This window comes from Aquirufa sp. OSTEICH-129A, assembly GCF_054558355.1.
In genome coordinates, this window is sequence record NZ_JBPXKC010000001.1 from 62,264 (window position 1) to 86,001 (window position 23,738).

A 23,738-nucleotide genomic window follows, 5' to 3' on the forward strand; every position below is an offset into this window, starting at 1 on the left:
GTTTAGTTATTACTATTAAATACTAAGTAATCAGTTTAAACTGTCTATTTTTTAAAAGAACTGAATGCACTAGCTGATTTGTTCTTTTTAATGTCCAGTGTTTAATTACATTTCTTTGTGTTTTGATTTTTATCATCTAACCACTAATCCCTAATCCCTAATCCCTAACCACTAATCCCTAAACACTAATCCCTAATCCCTAATCCCTAACCACTAATCCCTAAACACTAATCCCTAATCCCTAAACACTAACCACTATTCCTCTGCTGTTTTTTTGTTGGTAAAAAATCCACTAAAAATATAACCTAAGAAGGCAAAATACAAGGTACTGTTCAAAGGCTTGGATGTTAAAGGGCAAGTCCCCGTACTACATCCAATTTGTTGCCAATAGAAATACCCTGCAATTCCACCCAATAGGGAACCTAAAAGGGCTAATCGATTATTTTGAATGAACTTCTTCATATTCCGTTTCTTCGGTGTTTTTAGCGTTTGATTTTTTTGAATATGTCGGAACATTACATCCTTGAGCACCACAGCCCCAATTAAATACAGCTTGTATCAAAAGGACGCCAGCTAATAATCCTAAAAAGATTTCTCTGGTTTGGATGGATTCATATAGCGCATAGCCCCCCATAGTCAGGCGAGCTATACGCATTAAATCCCACGGTTGTTTGAGTGCGCTCCACATGGGCTTAGTTATTAGAATAAACCAACATATCTTGTAGGGCACCTCCATTGTATACGTCTTGGTAGCCCATTTGCTTGAGCATGGTTAGGGCTAAACCTGAGCGATTTCCGCTTCGACAATACACAATGATAGGACCATCCATACTTTTGAATTTTTCCAATTGATTTGGAATCGTTCCTAAAGGGATATTGATAGCTCCTTCATAATGCCCTTGCATGAACTCTCCAATTTCACGTACGTCAATGATATTGGTCTTGGGGTTTTGTATCAATTCTTGAATATTCATGATTACAATAAGGTTGATGGACAAACATAGTCCGTGATATGAAACTTCTCTGATTCTTTGATGGCTTTAAAGCCTCCATTAACATCCACTAAATTGTGGTATCCACGAGCTCTTAGGGTAGAATTGAAAATCATAGAACGATATCCCCCTGCGCAGTGCACAAAGTAAGTTTTGTTTTTGTCGATCTTCAACATACTTTCATTGATGAAGTCCAAAGGTGCATTTTCCGCTTCTTTGACATGCTCGCTCAAATATTCTGAGTTCTTGCGGACGTCTAAAATCTCACCTTCACCAGCTGCAAAACGTTTTGCCACTTCTTCTGCTGTGATGGATTCAATACTATCCACTTCTTTTCCTGCTGCTTTCCAAGCCTCAAATCCACCCTTCAAATAGCCAATGGTAAAATCATATCCCACACGGGCTAAACGGGTAATAACCTCTTCTTCACGTCCTTCATCCGTAATCAACAAGATTTCTTGCTTGATGTCTGGAATCATAGCACCTACCCAAGGAGCAAAGGATCCATCGATTCCGATGTTGATGGCATTTGGTACAAATCCTTTAGTAAATGTCTGTGGGTCACGTGTATCTAAAATTAAAGCGCCAGTCTCATTGGCTGCTGCTTCGAAAGCCTCAGGAGATAAAGCATGTTGCCCTCTTTCCAATACCTTATCAATACTGTCATATCCTTGGATATTCATCAATACGTTCAATGGGAAATAGGATGGAGGAGCTACTAAACCAGTTAAAACTTCTTTTTTGAATTGTTCTTTGGTCAATTCAGGATTCAAAGCATAGTTTGTCTTCTTTTGGTTACCCAAAGTATCCGTGGTTTCCTTACTCATGTTTTTTCCACATGCTGAACCCGCGCCATGCGCTGGGTAAACGATGATATCATCGGCTAATGGCATGATTTTATTTCGTAAAGAATCGAATAAATGACCCGCTAAAATATCTTCTGTTAAATCTGCCTTTACTTTTTGTGCTAGATCTGGCCGACCTACATCACCAATGAATAAAGTATCACCCGAGAACAAACTAGTTTCTTTGCCATGCGCATCAATCAATAAAAAGCAAGTACTTTCCATGGTATGTCCTGGTGTATGTATCACTCGGATAGTAGCATTTCCTAGAGGGAATTCTTGTCCGTCCGTAGCCGAAATACAATCAAAGGCACAGGCAGCATTGGGACCATAAACAATGGGAGCACCTGTTTTAGCAGATAAGTCAATGTGGCCAGAAACAAAATCCGCATGGAAGTGAGTTTCAAAAACGTATTTGATTTTAGCACCATTGCGCTCTGCCTTTTGGATATAAGGTTCAACCTCACGTAAAGGATCAATGATGGCTGCTTCGCCGTTATTTTCAATGTAATAGGCACCTTGTGCTAAACATCCGGTATAAATTTGTTCTACTTTCATTTCTTTAATAGTATGTTGTTTTGCTAATGTTTCCAATTAATTAATTAATGACTTATTTTAAGGGGAAGGCTAATTGTTGAATGAGAATATATACACCCATAATTAACACGAACCATCCAAAGCCTCTTTTTAGTTTATCACTGTCTACTTTCTTACTGAATTTATCTCCAACAAATATGCCTGCTATGGCTAATGCTGTGATGGTTAACAGCAGGTTCCAATTGATTTCTTGATGTCCTAAATCACCGGTGAAACCAATCAGTGATTTCATAGCAATGATAAGTAATGAAGTTCCTACGGCCTGTTTCATGGGTAGTTTGGAGAGAACAACTAAAGCAGGAATAATCAAGAATCCACCACCAGCACCTACTAATCCGGTTAATAAGCCAACTACGCTACCTTCCAAAATAATCACTGGATAATTAAACGTTTGTTCTTTTAGTTCTAGTTCCTCTGTTCCTTCTTTTCCACAATTTTCACATTTGCCACGTATCATGGATATGGAAGCGGCAACCATTAAAATGGCAAAGAGCACCATCATTAAAATGGATTTGGTAATCAATAAATCCCCTATTTGAAATATATCTGTTGGAATTAATGGTACGATGAATTTGCGCGTGGCATAAACCGAAACAATAGAAGGAATACCAAAAATAATAGCCGTTTTTAGATTCACTAAACCTTGTTGGTATTTAGGAAAAGCTCCTACTAAGCTACTTGCTCCTACAATGAATAGGGAATAGGCCGTTGCTAATACAGGATTAATACCGAACAAGTAGACCAAAACTGGTACTGTTAAAATGGATCCACCTCCTCCAATGAGTCCCAACGAGATTCCAATGAGTAATGAGGCAAAGTATCCGATTATTTCCATGACTTATTTTTTCTTTTTTGTTGATACAAATGTCAGGCTATATTTTGGCCTTATTCGTGATTTTTATCACAGCAATGAAAATTATTTACCATTGAATTGGGAGCTTGATTAAGGTATGATAGAAGAAGGTGAAATCAGCATTATATGATTCATTATCAATGGATTATACATGGCTGTTGCCTTATGCTTATTGGTCCACAATTTACAAGGTATAATTTAAAATAACATTGATGTGACTCATGTTCACTTTGTTAATTTCGAATTTGTCAGCCAATTTACTTTCGTCTATTTGATTTTTGAGAACATAAATTAATGAAAGGGTCATTCCTTTCCACTTACCTTGGGGTTCAAAATTTAATTCCAAATTTGTTTGAGCGTAAGAAGGTAAAGCATATTTATTTAAGACAAAATCTTGTGTAGGAGGTAAATAAAAATATCCTTGTGCTAATTGTGTTCTTAGAGGAATTTTCTTCCATTGATAGGCCATTTTGGCTACAAAGGCATGGACATTTCCAAAACCTTCGTTTCTTTCCCTTGGTAAAAAGGTATAAAATGGATCTTTGCCCCATTCTCTTGGCATTAAATATCGTCCTTCGTTGGTGATTTGATTAAAATTGATGGATGTTTTCCATTGTTTATTTTCCCAACCAAATCTTGCCCCCCACGATTTTGACATAGATCCAGCTGTCATATATGTTTTAGATGGATCTGGATTTCCTCCTTGTTCAAGGGCATGTTGTTCTAAATATTGTATTCCACCTACCCACTGGCCTTTTAAATTAGAGGGCCATTTCCCATCTGCTTGTAGCATGTGAGTATTCATTACCCTGTCAACATACATATTCCAAAATTGAAAGTTGATGGTTTTTAGTTGTTTTAAAGTGATTCCTAGCATGACAATTCCCTTTGATTCTATGTTGCCATAATAATTTGATTTATTTCCATCAGGATTAACCCCTTGTGGGTAAATACCCATGCTCTCTCCGATGCTAAACCATTGTGTCGTACCTCTGGGAGAAATGGCGCCCAGATAGCCCAATTCAATTTTTGTTTTCGATATTTCATTCCAATCTAACCAAATTCCAGAAAGCATCGTTGGCCTTAAACGCCCATCTTGCGCATTTACAAAAGGGCTATTGATGATTTGTCGGCCAATTTTTATATTCGATTTCTGGTAGGTATAATTCAAGTATAACTTTTCCAAACGAGATAGTATGTTGGTAGACAGCGGATTAAGTACATCAAATAGCCCAATTTCGTAGCGATTTGAAATTGGAAATTTAGGATCTGGGCTTAAAGAACTTGAACCCAAATTGTACATCCATTGGCTACTAATTCCAAAACTAAAATTTTTCCATGCTTTGGTTTCGTACGAAATACCCATATTTAATCCATGTGCAAAGGCGTCATAATTGTCCCCAGAATTGTCTGTATTCATATAAAAATAGCGAACATTGGTGTGTATACTACCAGAGCTCAGTACTTTCCAAATACTTGTGGTATCTGTAGCTTCAGAATAATATGAGGCATTCGTTTTCCATGAAAAACTGAAAAATACGATGATGGTAATGAGGTATTTGTATGGCATATATTTAGTTTATGCCAACAAATTTCGATGTATTAACTCAGTAGGGGCGTGATAATAATCACTTTTAAAATTTGAATTAAAAGTTATATTATTATTAAAATTATATTTCTAATTTCAATATCTCCACCTCATTTTTATGCAATTTAACTAGGCCCTTTTCGGCTAATTTTTTCATGAGACGAGAGATTACTTCTCGTGAAGAGTTGAGCTCCAAGGCGATATCAGTAAAAGATGTTTTGATGAAATTACTTTTTAAGCTCTTTTGATGCTGTTTTAAATACCAAAGAAGCCTTTCATCTAAGTTGCGGAAGGCAATGTGATCGAGCGTATCTAAGAGCTCTTCAAAACGGGAGCGATACGTTTCTAAGACAAATTGGTACCAGGAACGGTATTTTAGGGCCCATTCGTCCATTAATTCAATGGGTATAGCCAAAACCTCCGTGTCTACTAAGGCTTTGGCCATAATCTGACTAGAAAGTTGTCTAGCCGCACAAGTCATAGAAATGGCACATGCCTCCCCTGGGTGTAAATTGTACATAAATACTTCATTGCCCTCATCATCCTCGCGGAAGACTTTAACGACACCATTTAATACCAGTACAGCCGAACGGATTTGTTGGCCCGTTTGCATCAAATAATCTTCGGCTTTAAACTTACGCACCAATCCTACCTGTTGTACTTTCTTGAGTAATTCAGGTTCAAATTGTTGAAATAATTGCTGGGTGGTAGAAGCAGTTGCCATGGTTTATTAGGAAAGCGAGATGATAGCTTGTTGACGATTACTCTCATAGGCAGCGTCTATAATGCGCATACTACGAATTCCATCTTCAACAGAAACGGCCGGCTTTTCGTTCCCCGCTAGGGTTTGAAACACATTTTCAAAGAAAGCCATGTAGTTACCTGCTTCCGAAGTTATGGTGCGTGGACTATCTTCTCCATCCACCCAAATTTGGCCAAAATCCTTTTCCGAATCCTGTCCCCAATTAGGAGTATTGGGTAAAATTGCTAATTGCAAATCAGCCTCTTGTCTATCCGAACGGGTTTTTAAGAAACTGCCTTGTTTTCCATGCAGTTGGAAGGATGGGACAGGCAGTTTTACGAAATAACCCGCCTTTAAGCGCACTCTTAAATCCGGATAATACAGTAGAATCTCAAAGTAATCATCTACTTGAGTGTTTTTTCTTGTTTTACGTAAATCCGCAAAAACGCGTTCAGGCATGCCAAATAAGGAAATTGCTTGGTCTATGATGTGTGGTCCTAGGTCGGTAACTACACCAACTCCTACTCCTGGGGTTTCTTTATGGGCTTTATAGGAAAGGTTACCATCAAAGCGGTCATAGTGAAATTCTGCTTCCACTAATTCGCCCAAAACACCTGATTCTTTTACTTTTTTTACGGTCAAAAAGTCGGAGTCCCATCGACGATTTTGAAAGACAAATAAATGCTTACCGGCTTTCTCTTTGGCAGCTTTTAACTGAATGGCTTCCTCAGCTGTGCGAGTAAAGCACTTTTCAACTAATACATGTTTCCCTGCTTCCAAACATGCCAAAGTATAATCAAAGTGAGTAGCGATGGGAGTGTTGACCACCACCAATTCAATTTGATCATTGGCCAAAATTTCTTCCAATGAATCATAGCTGGCTACTTCGGGATACCTTACTTGAATGTTTTTTTGAGATCTTTCCCAGCATCCGACTAATTTAAATCCTGGATGAGTAGCTAGGAATGGGGCATGAAAAACACGGCCAGACATTCCGTAAGAAAGTATGGCCGTGTGAAATATGTTCGATTGCATGAGATAGGTTTACGTTAGACTAGGTAAAAATAAGCAATTTATTTTTTACCTGAATCTTGATCTAAAAATTCATATCGGGCATCTTTTTCACCACGAATGACTTTAGACTCAACATCCAACAACATCAATTCTGGCTTAGCTTCGTTTTTTGCAGCTGGCCAGTTAGCTAAATTTGCTCCATTCGGATTCCATGTTTTGATGAAATTGGCAAAATACTCTTGCATGACCTGAGATACTTTATAATCCTCAGGTGTCCAAGCGTAGGTTAAATTAGTGGATAAATTCCCTAAGGCATATTCAATTTCCGCAGAGTGAACCGCTCCTTTTGGTTTGGGAGCTTTCGGTGCGTTAGGGTCTCTTTTTACCACTCCACCTGCTAAGGCAGCTTCTACATCTTTTTGAACCATATCGGGTCTAGGACGGGCAAAATAATAGCGATATACGGGTTGTTGACTATGCTTACGATGTAAATCAAACCATTTCCAAGTTGAATATCCAAGGAAGCGATCACCTGATAAGTCAGTAGCTGACTGTTCTGCTTCCTCAGCTGTTTTGGCCGGGTATAATTGTAAAACTTGATCTGCCTTTTCTTTGTAAAGTTCTTTAACTACTTCAGTGAAAACCTCTGGGCTAGCAGCTTTTCCTTTGGTAATAGCTCGGTAATTCATTTCTTCTGAATTCCAGCCAAGTAACAAAGGAACTTGAGCTTGTTCGCCGGCCTCAAATATTTCACGAACCGTTTTTGGCATAAAATACCCATCAATATTACCTGGGAAGCTTAAGGTCTTAGAATCAACCATTTTTTGATATAATTCATAAGTTGACATGGCTCTCAATTCTTTTAGCGAATTAGCGCCAATTTTTTTTGCCCAATCGGCACCAAATTTTTCGGAATCTTTTAAACTCATAGGGGCTAAGGTATTACTTAACCATCCTCCACTTTCACCGATGGCTCCTTGGAATAAGCCCTTTGAAAGGGGAGAAGCCATCTGAGCAGAAACGGCAATGGAACCTGCTGACTCTCCTGCAATGGTCACGTGGTTAGGGTCTCCACCGAATTGAGCGATATTAGCTTTCACCCATTTTAAAGCAGCTACCATATCCATGTGGCCATAGTTTCCTGATGCTTTATTGGGAGATTCTTGGGTCAATTCAGGATGAGAAAAGAAACCGAATAGGTTTAAACGGTAATTAATTGTTACCGAAACTATTCCTTTTTTTGCCATGGATTCTCCGTCATAACGTGGTTCAGAACCATCTCCTGCCATAAAACCTCCTCCATAGAAATAAACTAATACGGGTAATTTTGCTCCTGATTCAGGTTTTGGAGTCCATACATTTAGGTATAAACAATCTTCACTCATGCCATTACTTCGGAAACCCATGTCACCAAAAATGGGTGTTTGTACCGCTTTTGGACCAAATTGCTTAGCTTGCAAAACACCGTTCCAAGATTTGGGTTCTTGAGGAGCCTTCCAGCGTAAATCTCCTACGGGAGCTTGAGCAAAAGGAATACCTTTGAAACTTACAATTTTTGATCGAGTATCAAGTTCGCCTTCGACGATTCCGTTTTTGGTTTTAACTTGTACATCGATACTATAAGAGTTCTTGGGGCCTTGTGCATTCATAGTCAACAGGGATAGGCTGAAAAGGCAGCCTGCAGCTAGTTGTAAGATTCTTTTCATGTGATTAATTTCTTTATTGTATCAGTTTGTTACAATAGTAGTTCTCGATTACTAGAATTACAAATTTGGCTATAAATTTTATTATTTGAAGATAAAATAGAATAAATATGCTCAAGATTATTCAAGAAGATTGGGTGGAAAGTCACCGAAAAAATAGAGCCACAGATGGACATAAAAAAACCTTTGGTCATGTATGGGTTTTTGCCGGCAGCGAAGGCAAATTAGGCGCTTCTATTTTATGTTCTCGGGCTGCCTTGCGTGCTGGTTGTGGATTGGTAACGGCCATTATTCCTACTGAGGGAATTATTCCGCTATTGTCGGCAAGTCCAGAAATCATGTATGAAGTCAACGAGGGTACACGGGTCTTTAAAAAACTGTCCATAGAGGCCAGTGGCTCTGCCATTGTTTTTGGGCCGGGCATTGGTGTAAGTGATGAGTCTGCTGAGCTACTACATTATTTATTGGAGCATGTTCAGGTTCCTTTGGTGATTGATGCAGATGGATTGACCATACTAGCTCAGCATCCGTCATGGTATGCCTTACTTCGGGAAAACCATATCTTAACGCCTCATTTGGGAGAGCTAAGTCGGATTTTAGGAAAAACAGTAGATGCGGATAGCGCTTTGGAGGAAGCTGAAAAGTTTGTCAAGCATTATCCCGTTCAATTAGTCGTAAAGGGTAAAAACTCCCATATTTTCACTTCAGATGGAAATAAATTTATGAACAGTACGGGGAATGATGGCATGGCCACAGCTGGCAGTGGGGATGTATTATCAGGAATTATCGCATCCTTAGCGGCTCAGTCTTATCCTTGCTGGCTCGCTGCAAGCTTGGGTGTTTATTACCATGGGTTAGCAGGAGATCTCTTTGCCAGCTCGTATTCGAAATCAAGTTTAGTCGCTGGAGATTTGGTGGAAATGCTCAAGCAAATTAATATGTAAAAATTTGTCGATGGTATAAAACAAAAAACCCTGAATTTCAGGGCTTTTTGTAATGTATAAGTAGATTTGGGATATATTATCCAACTAAAATGTTTTTCGCATAAGCGACACATTTTTTAACTTCTGAAACTGGGTCAGAACCTGCAGGGATATCATATTCTAATTCGATCGTAGCAGGGAATTTGTATTTCTTTTCCTTCATCAAAGTAAGAATCTCTTTTAAAGGAGTATTTCCTTGGCCCCAAACTTGATTTTGACCACCATTTTCTTTGTTCTTTCTGTCTTTGATGTGCATCGACGTAATACGATCCGATTTTGATTCAATCAATTTCAATAAGCTTGCTGTCGTGTTATTGCCACCCGCTGCGATGTAGTGACCGCAATCCAAGTTCATGGAATTGTATGGCGACTGTGCTAAAGCTACGTCCCAAGCTGTATCAGTAGCCGTGGTGTGTAGGTGGTATCCAATGTACATTTTGTGCTTAGCACCCAAATCACCTAAGCGTTGTGATTGAGCTGGGTCAGTTGGTAATTCAATTGTCACCGACTTAGCGCCTAAGGCTTTAGCTGCTTTTAGTGCATATTCAACCTCCGCATCGGTATTATTTGGTCCTAGTGCGTTAGGTTTGAAGGCATAAATGCTAATACCTGCTTTGTCAAACATTTGTTTTACTTCTTTGAACTTATCCATGGATACAGAAGCTCTCCATTCTGCTACTTCTTTTTGGTAAGCAGCCATTTTAGCTCTTTGCTCATCCGTCATTTGTGGACGAGGTTGGCCAGGAGCTGGTGGGCCCATCATCGGTCTAGGATTTGGGTTTTTAGGCTTTCCTGCAAAATCTTCAGCAGCATCACCCATCAATTCAATAGCAGAAATATTACTGTCGATGCAATATTGCAATATTTGCTCTATGCTTCCTGGTAAACTACGGTATGAATAAGTGATAGCTCCGATCTGTACCCCAGCAAATTTTGAATCTGGTTTCGCAGCTAATAAAAGAGAAGAAGCATTGGCTTTTCCCGCCAAAAATAGGCCCATGGTAGCCAAGGATCCCGAAAGTAAAAATTGACGACGAGATGAGTTTTTTGGTAAATGAGTTGACATAGATATATGATTTAAATAAAATGTATGCTAAATGGGCAATAAATTGCTTTTGTACAATGTTAGAAAAAGTTTTCAATATTCTTATACGGCATACCCAAATTTGCGACGAGTAGCGGATTATGTGGGTTAAAGTTTTACATTACCACCTACTTTGATGGTATTTAGCCGATCAAAGGAGTTTTTCACCTCCATGGTAAATTGTCCATTTTCATATTGACAATTCCATACCCAATGATGCGGGCTTTCAAAAAAGCGTAAGGTGATTTCCAAAGAATTTTGACCTGTCCATCGATACGAGGAAGCTACCTTAAAAGGAGATTGTCCTTCCAGATTAGCCTTGGCGGCTCTTAATAAATAGGGGCCAGGCATTTCAGTACTACTCATCGCCCAGGTTGCATGTCCTACTGGAATTAGGTGCTTTTGTTGTTTGTTATCGATTAATTGAAGATTCAATTTTTCTCCTATCCACTCAAAGCCTATTTGCTCTAGGTTTAGCGCATTTTTCCCAAGTTGAATGCTTGGATTTTTCCATGAAGGGACTTGGATGGATTTGTCTTGGGCAGGCGCAGCTAATTGTAATTGCTTAAGTTTAGCTTGTAAATGCTTATGGGCTGAAGGATTGGCGGCTAACTTATTTTTCTCAAAGGCAGGTAAAAGATGTTTCCAAACCATGTTCAGGTCATCTTGTAAATCATGTGATTCTGAGGTGATGACCACAACAGCATCTTGCTCTGGCATCATGACAATGTATTGCCCATAGGCTCCATCGGCTCTAAATGCGCCATTTCTACAACGCCAAAACTGATAGCCATAGCCTTGCAACCAATCGGAATTGGCTTTTTTCTCTGCACTGGCACTGGGATCTTGTTCGATGTGTTTAGACGTAGCCTCATCTACCCAAGCAGCTGGTAAGATTTGTTTGCCGTTCCATTGTCCATGTTGGAGGTATAATTGACCTAATTTGGCCATATCCTCTGTTTTTACCCGGATTCCCCAGCCTCCTGTGTTGATTCCTTTAGGGTCAACTTCCCAGTCTACCCCTTGAATTCCCAAGGGTTTAAAGAGACGCGGTCCAAGGTAATCTACCACTTTTTGTCCGGTAACTTTTTGGATGATGGCCGATAGCATGTAGGTTGCTAGGGTATTGTACAAGAATTTTGTGCCGGGCTTATAGCTAATATTGGCTGAAAGAAAACCTTTCACCCAATCAGTTTGGGTAGCTACAACCCCACGTAGAGGCTCAACTTCGTGACCAACCGACATGGTCAATAGGTTTTGTATGGTCAAATCCTGTATGAATGGTTTATTGGCTAGTTCTTGATATTCAGGAAAATAGCTCATGACTTTATCGCTAACTTGGATTTTTTTCTCTGCCACGGCAAATCCGATGGCAGTGGATGTCCAGCTTTTCGATACAGAATACATGCTGTGTTTTAAATTAGCTGCATAGGGTTTCCACCAAGCTTCTGCAATGACTTTTCCATGACGCAGTACCATGACAGAATGGAGTTCATGTTTTTTGGCATCAAATGAATCCACAAATTGCTCAATGGCAGCTGAGGAAACACCCTCGGCTTCAGGTGTGCTTCTTACTAAGTTTTGGGCTAGTAGGGAGGAGCTGAGGCATAATATCCATGCTAGGGAAAAGAGAATTGATATTTTTTTCATAGTCTACTGTTGATATGCTAGTTTTTTGCAATTCTATTGTCTAAAGATTTCTAAAAATAATGAAATTATCAGTAATTTAGACTTTCGTGTCTGGAGGAGAAGGTTAGCGGAGATTAGGCATGCTTATCAACCTATGAAAACAACTATGTTACAAAATGAAGTAAGCGAAGGCTTTGATGAAAAGAAATTGCGCAAAGTTATTGCGGCATCTTCGGTAGGCACTTTGATTGAGTGGTATGATTTTTATATTTTCGGAAGCTTATCGGTCATTATTGCTACCAAGTTTTTCCCTTCAGAAAACCCTACAGCCGCCTTTTTATCTACCTTAGCTACTTTTGCTGCAGGTTTCGTGGTGCGTCCTTTTGGAGCTCTTTTCTTTGGTCGTTTAGGGGATTTGTTGGGAAGGAAGTATACCTTTTTGGTTACTTTATTAATCATGGGTTTTTCCACGTTTGCCATAGGTTTAATTCCATCCTATTCGAGTATTGGTTTTCTAGCACCCATTTTGGTTTTAACCTTACGCTTGTTGCAGGGATTGGCCTTAGGGGGTGAATATGGAGGAGCAGCAACTTATGTCGCAGAACATGCTGAACCTAATAAGAGGGGCCTACGAACAGCTTGGATTCAAACTACGGCTTCATTGGGTTTATTTATTTCTTTGTTGGTTATTTTAGCTACAAAGAAGTCGATGAGTCTGGAAGCCTTTAACGATTGGGGCTGGCGAATTCCTTTTTTGATTTCCATCGTCATGGTAGGAATATCTTATTTCATCCGTAAAAATATGGATGAGTCTCCTTTGTTTGCTCAGGCAAAAGAAGAAGGAAAGATTGTGGCGAATCCATTGAAGGAATCCTTTGGGAAGAAATTGAATTTTAAGTTTGTGCTCTTGGCGCTGTTTGGAGCTACCATGGGGCAGGGTGTTGTTTGGTATACCGGACAATTTTATGCCCTTTCATTTCTTCAAAAGGTGGCTAATATTGAATTTGAACAAAGTAATTATATCATTGCCATTTCTTTGGCAGCGGGTACTGGATTCTTTATCTTTTTTGGGTGGTTATCGGATAAAATTGGTCGTAAAGGAATCATGTTAGCCGGTATGCTGCTGGCTATTTGTACCTATCGCCCGATATATCAGGCTATGTATGAACTAGCAGATGTTAATTTAAAAACAGAAAAACCTAATTCTCGTCAAGTAAGGGCGGATTACCACATGATTGATGCTTCGGTGAATTTATCCAAAGTAACAAGAACGATTTATTCTTACACGGATGGTACTCAATTATTGGAGGAAAAAACAGAGAAAGTTTCACATATTCCATCTGTACAAAGGGAAAAAGCAGTGTTGAAAAAAACGGTACATGTGGGGCAACATGCATTTTGGATGTTGATTTTATTGGTATTTATACAAGTTATTTATGTGACGATGGTGTATGGACCCATTGCGGCCTTTTTAGTTGAAATGTTTCCTACGGCAATTCGTTATACATCCATGTCTTTACCTTACCATATTGGTAATGGTATTTTTGGAGGTTTACTTCCTGCAGTAGCGACTTACCTGGCCGCAAAAGCTAACTCAGCCAATGAAGTAGCCATGGCTGCTGGACAGGCAATTCCTTATGATAAACCTTATTTAGAGGGTTTATGGTATCCCATCATCATAGGTGGGGTCTGTTTTGTGATTGGATTATTATACATTAACGGTAAAGATCGGGAGATCAACGATTAGGATGAATAACATTAGACGCATTGCTGGAGCTATTTGGATTATTTTGGGTTTGGCAGCAGCCTATTTTTTGATTGTTGAACAAGCCATCCCTTTGTTTGCCAAAGGAGATATGGAAAGTTTGGTGCCTGCGATTATTTACACGTTTATTTTGTCGCCCATCATTACAGGAGGAATGTGTGTATTTGGCCTGTATGCCTTACAGAAAGAATATGACTTATAGAGTATTAGATTAAAAACAAAATCCGCATGAAATTTACGATAGAAAACTTTGAAGATTACGAGAAAGCGTACCAATACAGCGTAGAGAACCCAGAAGGCTTTTGGGGAGATTTGGCTGAAAATTTTGTTTGGAAGAAAAAATGGGATAAAGTTCTGGATTGGAACTTCAAAGACCCTAAGATAGCCTGGTACCAAGGAGCCACCTTGAATATCACGGAAAATTGCCTTGATCGTCATTTAGCAGACAAAGCCAATCAAGCGGCCATTGTTTGGGAATCCAATGACCCTCATGAGGAAAATCGTACCTATACCTATCAAGAATTATATACGGAGGTTTGCACATTTGCTAATGTGTTGAAGCAGAATGGAGCAAAGAAAGGGGATAGGATTTGTCTTTACATGCCTATGGTACCTGAATTAGCCATTGCGGTATTGGCTTGTGCTCGTATTGGCGCTATACATTCGGTAGTTTTTGGTGGTTTTTCTGCTCAGTCCATTGCCGACAGAATTCAAGATGCTCAATGTTCCATGGTTGTGACAGCAGATGGTTCACATCGTGGAAATAAAGAAATATTTTTAAAGCATATCATGGATGAGGCTATCATTACTTGTCCATGTGTCAAAAAAGTGATTGTGCTTGAGCGGTCTAAGTCGGCAGTTAGCATGATCAAAGGCCGAGATCTTTTCTGGAGCGCAGAAATGGATCGTATGAGAAGCCTTGGTCTGACTGAATGTCCGGCAGAAGAAATGAATGCCGAGGATCCTTTATTTATTTTATATACTTCAGGTTCAACAGGTAAGCCTAAAGGTGTGGTTCATACCTGTGGAGGTTATATGGTCTTTACGGCTTATACTTTTCAAAACATATTTCAATACCAAGCTGGTGAAATGTATTTCTGTACAGCAGATATTGGCTGGATTACGGGTCACTCTTACATAGTTTATGGGCCTTTAATTCAAGGAGCCACTAGTTTGATATTTGAGGGAATTCCTACCTTCCCGGATGCGGGGCGTTTTTGGGATATTGTAGACAAACATCAGGTTAATATATTATATACTGCGCCTACAGCGATTCGTTCCTTGATGCAATTTGGCTTAGATTATGTCAAAGACAAGGATTTAAGCAGTTTAAGGGTATTGGGTTCCGTAGGAGAACCTATTAATGAGGAGGCCTGGAATTGGTATAATGAACATATTGGTAAAGGGAAATGTCCGATTGTTGACACATGGTGGCAAACCGAAACAGGTGGTATTTTAATATCACCTTTAGCAGGAATCACGAAAACCAAACCTTGTTTTGCTACTCTTCCATTACCTGGGGTTCAACCCATGTTGGTGGATGAAAAAGGAGAGGAGATCACTGGAAATGGTGTTTCTGGTAATTTATGTATCAAGTTTCCATGGCCAGGTATTTTAAGAACGACCTATGGCGATCACGAGCGTTGTCGAACTAATTATTTCGCAACCTATGAAAACTTATATTTTACCGGTGATGGCTGTATGCGGGATGAGGATGGTTATTATCGCATTACGGGTAGGGTAGATGATGTGATGAACATTTCAGGGCACCGAATTGGTACAGCAGAGGTAGAGAATGCCATCAATATGTTCACGGATGTGATTGAATCGGCCGTTGTTGGTTATCCACATGATATAAAAGGACAAGGTATCTATGCATACGTGATCATGGCTTCCACGCCTAAAGACCCTGTGATGGCACGAAAAGACATAGCTGCCACGGTTAGTCAGATTATTGGAGCTATCGCCAGACCAGATAAAATTCAATTTGTAACAGGTTTACCTAAGACTCGTTCTGGTAAAATTATGCGCCGAATTTTACGAAAAATAGCCGAGGGTGATATCAATAATTTGGGGGATACCTCCACTTTGTTAGATCCATCGGTGGTGGATAAAATCAAGGAAGAGCGATTGTAATATGGCAAAAATTTTGGCCGATATCCAACACTTGAGTGCTTCTTATGGGAGTACTCAGGTGTTGGATGATATTAGCTTTCAAGTACTTGAGGGGCAAAATTGGGCCGTTGTAGGTTCCATGGGCTCAGGAAAAACTAGCTTAGCTAAAGCCTTGACGGGTCGTTTGTTTAGGAAAGGGCAAGTTAGCTTTTTCCAAGAAGAGGAAACCACTTCTAAGGTTTATTGGATAGAACAGCAGCATCGATTTAAGAATCGAAGTAATGTAAGTGATTTTTATTTGCAGCAACGTTTTAATTCACAAGATTCTGAAGATGCCTACACGATATTGGAGGAATTAGCTGAGGAGGATTCAGTAGCCATTCAATCTTGGCTAGAAGTATTTCATTTAAAGGCCCTGGAAAATAAACCATTGATTCAATTGTCTAATGGTGAAAATAAGCGATTACAGCTAGTTAAAGCCTTATTAAAGCAACCGGATTGGTTGATTCTTGATAATCCATTTTTAGGATTAGATGTAGAGGGTAGAGCTATTTTAAGTCAATGCTTGGCCAAATTACATGCTTTAGGGATTCAATTCATACTTATTAGTTCTGCGGTAGTTTTACCGGAAAGTATTACTCATGTGATGGTATTGGAGGCTGGAAAAGCGGTTTGGCAAGGAGATAAAACGACCTATGAACAAAAGAAGTCACACTTTATTACGGAAAGAGATCCCGGTTGGAAAGAGAAATTAAAGGATTTGATAGCCACTAAGGAGCGCTTTCCTCATTTTGAATGGGCCATTCAGATGAAAGATGTGCAGGTTAAATATGGGGGAAAAGTGGTTTTGTCTGGGTTCAATTGGGAGGTAAAGCAGGGCGAAAAATGGTTGATTTATGGTCCTAATGGCGCAGGTAAATCTACTATTCTCAGTCTGATTTCTGCGGATAATCCCCAAGCCTATGCGCAAAATTTGGTTTTGTTTGATCGAAAGCGAGGTAGTGGAGAAAGTATTTGGGATATTAAAAAACGCATGGGCTATGTCAGTCCCGAATTACATTTATATTTTAGAGCTCCTGGTACCGTTAGAGAAGTCATTTCGTCGGGATTGTTTGATATCATGGGTTTAGGCAAAAGAATGAGTGTAGATCAAAGTGGACGAGTTCAGACCTGGATGGAAATTATGGGTTTATCGCATCTTTCTGAGAGGAATTTTCAACAAATTTCCACGGGCGAACAGCGAATGGTGTTATTAACTCGGGCTTTGGTGAAAAATCCACCTTTATTAATTTTAGATGAGCCCTGCCAGGGCCTAGATGAAGATCAAATACAACATGTTAAATCTTTGTTAGACTTTATGTCGGAAACAGATGATTTTACTTTACTTTACGTTTCGCACTATGAAATCGATGTACCTAGTTGTGTCACACAAAGAAAGAGTATGACCTGTTGATTATCAGGTTGTTGGGGATTTATTTGGCTTTTTCCCCTTAGATTTGTCAACTTTTGGAAAGTTGACAAATCTCTATGGAGTTGTTTGTGAGTGGAGGGGGGCGGATTTAGTATTATTAGAAATTTGTCTAATTATTGAAATGCTTGTTCAATGGATGGGCTAGGTTGAGAAAACCAGCGTGGGCCATCGGCAGTCATGTAAACGCAATCTTCTAAGCGAATGCCAAATTCTCCCGGAATAGCAATGGTCGGTTCTATACTAAAGCACATTCCTACTTGTAAAGGATCTTTATTCCCCTTTACCATATTTCCCCATTCATGTCCATTCATTCCGATTCCATGTCCTGTTCGATGCGGTAGACCAGGAAGGCGATATCCAGGTCCGAAGCCCGCATCTTCCAATACTTTTCGCGAAGCACGATCCACTTCCTCGCATTGTCTACCTAATTTAGCTGCGGCAAATCCTGCAGCTTGAGATTTTTTCTCTAAATCCCAAATTCTTCTTTGTTTGTCATTGGCTTTACCAAATACGATGGTTCGCGTGATGTCAGAACTATATCCACCTACCACACAGCCTACATCCAATAAAACCACATCTCCTTCTTTTAATATTTGAGCTTTATTACTCCCATGTGGAAAAGAAGTAGCTACACCCATGTTGACCAAAGCGAAATCATGCTGCGCACCTTGGCTTCGGTGGTATTGCGCTATCTTAGCTGAAACATCAGCAGGGGTCATGCCTTCCTTTAAACTGGCAATTCCAACTTTGATAGCCTCTACCGTAATATCATTCGCTTTTTGCATCAGGGCTATTTCGGCCTTTGATTTAATAATCCGACAAGGAATGCTAATCGGGTCGCCGCTTACCCATTGGAAAGCTGGCCCTGCTTTTCTTAAACCATCGAATATAAAAAAGCGGGTTCTTTCTTCCACTGCTATTTTTCCAGAACGAATCCCTTGGTCTTTTAGAAGCTGAATGGTCATGGTAAATGGATTTTCGTGTTCCTCCCAGGTTTGAACACGTTTACTCATGAGATTTATTTCACTAAATCTATCCTCTTCAAAAGTGGGGCAAATAAAACTCAGTTCCCCTTGGTCAGGAATGATAGCTAAAAGTGATCTTTCACTAGGATACCATTTTACCCCCGTGAAATATTCCATAGTGGTTCCCGCATCTAAAATGAGCGCCCTCATTTTATTCTTTAACAATAAGCTCTGCGCCTTCTCAATTCTTTGTTTTCTTTCTTCTAAACTAATGGGAATAATGGGTGAAGACTCTGGTATAGCTGTGGAGGCATTCGATATACTTGGAACAAGTAAGCCTAGGGTCGTGGATTGAAGAAATTGTCGTCGATGCATCATGTATTACTTGTCTAATTATGTTCTTTATGACTTTTTTTTAAAATAAAGGACAAAGATGCTAAGATTTTCATTCTGTGTCAGGGTAACAAAGCTTAAAATTTAAAGAGTCGGAAATTTTAAAGAAAATGCAGTTAAAGTACTATTTGGCGCATTTTTAATTACCACTAAATACATGAAATTGTACTTTTCTGATGAAATCTAGAAATTTTTTATTTTTTTCATAAGGATAGATAAGGACGGTTAGGGTATTGCTATATTCTAAATTTCGATAGTTATTAATCATGTTGCTTTAAAACTCAGCTTCTGAATTAATCTAAATCACACATTTTTAACCTTTAATTTTTTCTCTATGAAAAACAAATTTTACGATCTACGAATGGGAAATCGGACTGGAGGCTTGCTTCTAGCGCTGATTTTCTTTTTGTCCTCGGTAGCAATGGCACAGGCCCAGAATCTACGAGGTAAAGTAAGTGGTTCCGACGGGGAGCCTTTGATCGGTGCTGCCGTTACTATAGTTGGTACTACTCGTGGAGCTTCCACAGATGGTTCAGGTAACTTTGCCATCGATGTTAAAAACAATGAAACTTTACGTTTTAGTTCGGTTGGTTTTATATCCAAAGATGTAGTTTATTCAGGCCAAAAGACCTTGAATATTTCTTTAGCTGCGGACAATAAGACTTTGAACGAAATCGTAGTAGTAGGTTACGGTAGCCAGGTGAAAAAAGAAATCACAGGTGCCGTTCAAACAATTTCGTACAAAGAATTAAAAGATTTACCTGTAACTCAAATTGCACAGAAATTACAGGGTCAATTAGCTGGTGTTCAAATTAACCAAACAACAGGTAAGCCAGGAACGGGTATGAACGTACGTATTCGTGGTCAATTATCCGTATCTGCTGGTTCTGATCCATTATATGTAGTAGATGGTTTCCCTATTACAGGTAATATTGGTGCAATGAACCCAGATGAGATTGAAGATATTTCGATATTGAAAGACGCTTCTTCTACTTCGCTTTATGGTTCTCGTGCTGCGAATGGTGTGGTTTTGATTACTACGAAGAAAGGCAAAGGTGCTGGAATGACAGTAAGTTTTAATGCTTTTGCAGGAACTCAAAATGTGCCTATGAAAGGACGTCTTGATATGATGAATGCAGAGGAGTTTGCTACCTTCAAAAAGGAGTCTTATGAAGATGCAAAGCAGCCAGTGCCAGTTGAATTTCAAAATCCTGCTCAATACAGGGATAAAAATAATGACTGGTATGATGCTTTATTGAACAAAGATGCCCCTATTTCAAGTTATAATTTATCCATTACTTCCAATAAAGAAAAATCTAGAACCTCTTTAGTGGCTGGAGTATTACAACAAAAAGGTGTGGTTCGCAACACAGATTATCAACGTTATTCCTTGCGATTAAATTCAACATATGATATTTCTGATAAGGTAACCATTGGTTTCAACCTAGCTCCACAGATGGTTTATGATAATACACCTAGAACTGATGGTGACCGTGGTACAGGTATCTTATTCAATGCATTACATACTTGGCCAATCATGCCTATTTATGAGGCTGACGGTAAGACCTTAACTAAATTCAATCGTTTCCCAGCTAGTACAGGTAATATTTTTGCATATGCCAACTGGGTACGTTCGGCTGATGAATTAATTAATGAAACAACAACCACCAATTTGTTATCAAACGCATTTATTGAGTTTGAACCGATCAAAGGTTTGAAATTTAAATCTTCAATGAATGGTGAGATTTTAAGAACGAAGTTTTTCTACTTTAATCCATCGACTGCAACTTCTGCGATTAATGTGCCAATTCCAACCACGGCTTCATCCATTCGTGAGAACTTTGAAAATTTATCTTGGTTGAATGAAAATACAATAACATACTCCAAGACTATCAATGAAGATCATAAAGTGGAGTTATTAGGTGGTTATACCAACCAATATTTCCGTCAAGAGTCAACTCGTATCCAGGCGGATACCTATGCGGATGATCGTCTTCCAACTATTCAAGGTGCGATTAATATTGCAAGAGGAGGTACCAACTCTGGAGTTCAAGAGTGGTCATTAACTTCTTATTTGGCACGTTTGAATTACAATTACAAAGGCAAGTATTTATTTAATGCCGCTATTCGTAGTGATGGTTCATCTCGTTTTGGTGCTAACAACCGTTGGGGAACTTTCCCATCAGTAGGTGCTGGTTGGGTTGTTTCTGATGAAGCTTTTATGTCTGATTTACCAGTTGTATCATTCTTAAAGTTAAGAGGTAGCTGGGGTATTATTGGAAATAATAACTTAGGTAACTATACTTCTTATGCATTGATTAATAATACAGTCAATGGTGTATTTGGAAATACAGTTGCAACAGGTGCTGCAGTAAGTTCATTAGCCAATCCAAACTTAGGTTGGGAAACTACTCAACAATTAGATTTAGGGTTTGATTTAAACTTGTTTAATGATCGCATTAATTTTGCTTATGATTATTATACTAAGAATACTACTAACTTGTTGTATGCTGTTCAAATTGCTCAAGAATCAGGTTTTGGTAACTTCAATGATAACATTGGTGAGATTAAATTCTGGGGTCATGAATTTTCATTCAATACAAAAAATACGGTAGGGAAAGTTAAATGGACGACCAATGCAAATATTTCCTTTAACAGAAACGTAGTAGTAGCTTTAGCTCCGGGTATTGACCGTGTTTACGGATCTTTCCATATTACGAAAGTGGGTCAGCCATTTGGTCAATTTTATGGAGTTATTGCCGATGGAGTATATAAAAATGCAGAAGATTTAGCAAATAATCCTAAGGTTCCAGGACGTTCAACAGTGGGTAGTATCAAACTGAAGGATTTCAATGGTAATGGTGTTATTGATTACGGTGGAAACGCTGATGATAGAACCATCATGGGTAATCCATTCCCTGATTTTGTTTATGGTATTACTAATAACGTAACTTACGGAAATTGGGATTTCAACATCATTGGTTCGGGTTCTTATGGTAACCAATTGTTAGTTCGTCACATTTATTCAACCGCTAACTTAGACGGTGTGTTTAACATGGTGGATGGTGCTAAATATCGTTTCCGTTCTGAAGCTAATCCAGGTATGGGTATGTATGGAACTACTGTTGGTGGTGGTAACGTAACAGGTATCGAGCGTGACTGGATGAACAGTCGTTTCGTTGCTGATGCTTCTTATTTCACTATTCGTAACATCACTTTGGGTTACACATTTGCTAAACCTACTAAGGTTTATAAGTCACTTCGTGTATATGCATCATGTCAACAAGCTTATGTGTTTACTAATTATTGGGGTGGACCAAATCCAGAAACAAGTGCGCAAGGAAACGGTCAGGGTGACGGTGGTAACTTAAGTCCAGGTGTGGATTTATCTAACTATCCAGTACCAAGAACTTTTACAGTTGGTGCAAACTTCAACTTTTAATTAGCTAAATATTAAACTTTTATTTAGAAAAAAATGAAAAATAAAATCATATTAAGCTGTTTGTTAGCCATTGGATTATCAGGTTGCACAGCTGAATTTTTGGAAATAACTCCAGAGACAAGTTTAAGTTCGGTTACGTTTTTTAAGACCGAAGCCGATTTTACTCAAGCAGTGAATGCTTGTTATGTCCCATTACGAACTATTTACAATGACCGTTCGTATTTACTGTCTGAAATGCACTCTGATAATACGTATTATTACAGAAATACGGCATTTGGTGCAACTGAGCAGCAAGAGGATTTGGCTGATTTTTCGATTCCAGTATCGAATAATTTGACTACCAATACGCACGTGTTAAATCAATATCGTCAAGATTATTTGATTATTGCTCGTGCCAATCAAATATTAGCTTTGATTGACAAAGCGGATTTTGATGCGGCTGCAAAGGCAAATTTGAAAGGACAAGCGCAATTTATGCGTGCTTTTGCCTACTTTGAAATTTATCGATATTTCAACAAGGGACCTTTGCAATTGACCCCCGTATCTAATAGGGAACAAGCTGCTGCTAAGCTTGGAACTGCAGATGACATATCTAAAATCATCATTGGAGATTTGACAGGTGCTATTGCTGGTTTAAAACCAAAATCGACGCAAGAGCCGGGTCGTGCTACATCTGGTGCTGCCAAAGCTCTTTTAGCTAATTTGTACTTAATTCAAAAGAACTGGGCTGGTGCAGAAAAATTATGCAAAGAAATAATAGCTGAAGGTAGCTATTCATTGATGCCTGATTATAACAATGCATTCACGACGAGTACTTCGAATAAGAATAATGCAGAAAGTGTGTTTGAGGTTCAATATCAAGAAGGTGCAAATGGTTTTCAAGGATCATTCATGTATAATTTCTTGCCAAGACCTATGACTTCCGCTGAATTATTTACTCTAGCTGGTACTTCAAATCCTCAACCTCAGACAGGAGAGGGAAATAATGCACCTATGCCGGAGTTAATTAATTCATATGAAGCTGGAGACTTACGTAAAGATGCTTCTATTGGATATATTACTTGTTCAACAACTTTGTGGCAAGCAAAAACCTATCCTTACATTAAGAAGTTTGTAAGACCTCACGCATTGAATGGTAACCATGGTATGAACTGGCCTATTTTCCGTTATTCAGAGGTATTGTTATTCTTGGCTGAGGCTTTAAATGAGCAAGGAAAAACGGCTGAAGCAGCACCATACATGAATCAAGTACGTAAGCGTGCAGGATTGGCTAATACAACGGCTACTTCTCAAGCTGAATTCCGTACTGCATTAATGAATGAGCGTCGTTGGGAGTTAGCTTTTGAAAATAAGCGTTGGCATGATTTAGTTCGTACAGATACGTTTAAAGAAAGAATAACAGCAAAAGGAAATGCGATCAAAGCGGACCCATTTGCACACTATTATGAAAGAGGATATACATTACGTAGTAACTCTTTCACCGTTATTGAGAAATATTATCCTCTGCCAGCTGATGAAGCAGCATTGAATCCTAATATTAAGTAATTAATAACAAGT

The 23,738-nt window shown here is 39.0% G+C and carries 19 protein-coding genes; 7 read left to right on the top strand and 12 right to left on the bottom strand.

The features are described from left to right. Positions 1-255 precede the first annotated feature (255 nt). From SKC36_RS00310 to SKC36_RS00350, 9 genes are all read right to left on the bottom strand, one after another. Positions 256-462, bottom strand: a complete 207-nt coding sequence (locus tag SKC36_RS00310; protein ID WP_459454830.1) for a DUF6132 family protein — start codon at positions 460-462, stop codon at positions 256-258. Further along, the gene (locus SKC36_RS00315; protein WP_459454831.1) at positions 440-688 is read right to left on the bottom strand and encodes a hypothetical protein; all 249 of its coding nucleotides are present in this window, start codon (positions 686-688) and stop codon (positions 440-442) included. Before SKC36_RS00315 ends, SKC36_RS00310 begins: the two co-directional genes overlap by 23 nt. 4 nt (positions 689-692) lie before the next feature. Continuing rightward, entirely contained in the window at positions 693-974 is a 282-nt protein-coding gene (locus SKC36_RS00320; protein ID WP_459463896.1) for a rhodanese-like domain-containing protein, read from the bottom strand. Positions 975-976: 2 nt separating this feature from the next. Beyond that, on the bottom strand, positions 977-2,395 hold the full coding sequence (locus tag SKC36_RS00325; protein ID WP_459463898.1) for an MBL fold metallo-hydrolase: 1,419 nt from the start codon (positions 2,393-2,395) through the stop codon (positions 977-979). Between the two features lie 52 nt (positions 2,396-2,447). Continuing rightward, positions 2,448-3,269 (bottom strand): sulfite exporter TauE/SafE family protein, encoded by an 822-nt coding sequence (locus tag SKC36_RS00330; protein WP_459454834.1) that lies wholly within the window; start codon positions 3,267-3,269, stop codon positions 2,448-2,450. Positions 3,270-3,471: 202 nt separating this feature from the next. Then, positions 3,472-4,857: an OprD family outer membrane porin gene (locus tag SKC36_RS00335; protein ID WP_459463900.1), complete on the bottom strand. Its 1,386-nt coding sequence runs from the start codon at positions 4,855-4,857 to the stop codon at positions 3,472-3,474. Between the two features lie 100 nt (positions 4,858-4,957). Continuing rightward, positions 4,958-5,599 (bottom strand): Crp/Fnr family transcriptional regulator, encoded by a 642-nt coding sequence (locus tag SKC36_RS00340; protein ID WP_459463902.1) that lies wholly within the window; start codon positions 5,597-5,599, stop codon positions 4,958-4,960. Positions 5,600-5,605: 6 nt separating this feature from the next. After that, the gene (locus tag SKC36_RS00345; RefSeq protein WP_459463904.1) at positions 5,606-6,652 is read right to left on the bottom strand and encodes a Gfo/Idh/MocA family oxidoreductase; all 1,047 of its coding nucleotides are present in this window, start codon (positions 6,650-6,652) and stop codon (positions 5,606-5,608) included. A gap of 38 nt (positions 6,653-6,690) precedes the next feature. Beyond that, on the bottom strand, positions 6,691-8,337 hold the full coding sequence (locus SKC36_RS00350; RefSeq protein WP_459454838.1) for a carboxylesterase/lipase family protein: 1,647 nt from the start codon (positions 8,335-8,337) through the stop codon (positions 6,691-6,693). Positions 8,338-8,444: 107 nt separating this feature from the next. Here SKC36_RS00350 and SKC36_RS00355 point away from each other — a divergent pair, with 107 nt between their 5' ends. After that, entirely contained in the window at positions 8,445-9,278 is an 834-nt protein-coding gene (locus SKC36_RS00355; protein WP_459463906.1) for an NAD(P)H-hydrate dehydratase, read from the top strand. A 76-nt stretch (positions 9,279-9,354) separates the two neighbouring features. Here the strand turns inward: SKC36_RS00355 and SKC36_RS00360 are convergent, their stop codons facing one another. Continuing rightward, the gene (locus SKC36_RS00360) at positions 9,355-10,383 is read right to left on the bottom strand and encodes a sugar phosphate isomerase/epimerase family protein (protein WP_459463908.1); all 1,029 of its coding nucleotides are present in this window, start codon (positions 10,381-10,383) and stop codon (positions 9,355-9,357) included. Positions 10,384-10,509: 126 nt separating this feature from the next. Beyond that, on the bottom strand, positions 10,510-12,051 hold the full coding sequence (locus SKC36_RS00365; RefSeq protein ID WP_459454841.1) for a serine hydrolase domain-containing protein: 1,542 nt from the start codon (positions 12,049-12,051) through the stop codon (positions 10,510-10,512). Positions 12,052-12,184: 133 nt separating this feature from the next. Here SKC36_RS00365 and SKC36_RS00370 point away from each other — a divergent pair, with 133 nt between their 5' ends. From SKC36_RS00370 to SKC36_RS00385, 4 genes are read left to right on the top strand one after another with little or no spacing between them, the layout of a single operon-like run. After that, positions 12,185-13,777, top strand: coding sequence for an MFS transporter (locus SKC36_RS00370; RefSeq protein WP_459463910.1), 1,593 nt, complete (start codon positions 12,185-12,187; stop codon positions 13,775-13,777). A 1-nt stretch (position 13,778) separates the two neighbouring features. Beyond that, positions 13,779-13,997, top strand: a complete 219-nt coding sequence (locus SKC36_RS00375) for a DUF6814 family protein (protein WP_459454843.1) — start codon at positions 13,779-13,781, stop codon at positions 13,995-13,997. A gap of 26 nt (positions 13,998-14,023) precedes the next feature. Next, complete coding sequence (acs, locus tag SKC36_RS00380; protein WP_459454844.1) at positions 14,024-15,931, top strand: acetate--CoA ligase; 1,908 nt, start codon at positions 14,024-14,026, stop codon at positions 15,929-15,931. Between the two features lies 1 nt (position 15,932). After that, positions 15,933-17,363 carry an ATP-binding cassette domain-containing protein gene (locus SKC36_RS00385; RefSeq protein WP_459463913.1) on the top strand — a complete coding sequence of 477 codons (1,431 nt, stop codon included), beginning with the start codon at positions 15,933-15,935 and terminating at the stop codon, positions 17,361-17,363. A gap of 131 nt (positions 17,364-17,494) precedes the next feature. Here the strand turns inward: SKC36_RS00385 and SKC36_RS00390 are convergent, their stop codons facing one another. Further along, positions 17,495-18,724, bottom strand: a complete 1,230-nt coding sequence (locus SKC36_RS00390) for a M24 family metallopeptidase (RefSeq protein WP_459454846.1) — start codon at positions 18,722-18,724, stop codon at positions 17,495-17,497. Between the two features lie 349 nt (positions 18,725-19,073). Between SKC36_RS00390 and SKC36_RS00395 the strand changes: the two genes are divergently transcribed. Both SKC36_RS00395 and SKC36_RS00400 read left to right on the top strand, forming a co-directional pair. After that, positions 19,074-22,181, top strand: coding sequence for a SusC/RagA family TonB-linked outer membrane protein (locus SKC36_RS00395; RefSeq protein ID WP_459454847.1), 3,108 nt, complete (start codon positions 19,074-19,076; stop codon positions 22,179-22,181). 33 nt (positions 22,182-22,214) lie between these two features. After that, positions 22,215-23,726: a RagB/SusD family nutrient uptake outer membrane protein gene (locus tag SKC36_RS00400; protein ID WP_459463915.1), complete on the top strand. Its 1,512-nt coding sequence runs from the start codon at positions 22,215-22,217 to the stop codon at positions 23,724-23,726. Positions 23,727-23,738: the final 12 nt, after the last annotated feature.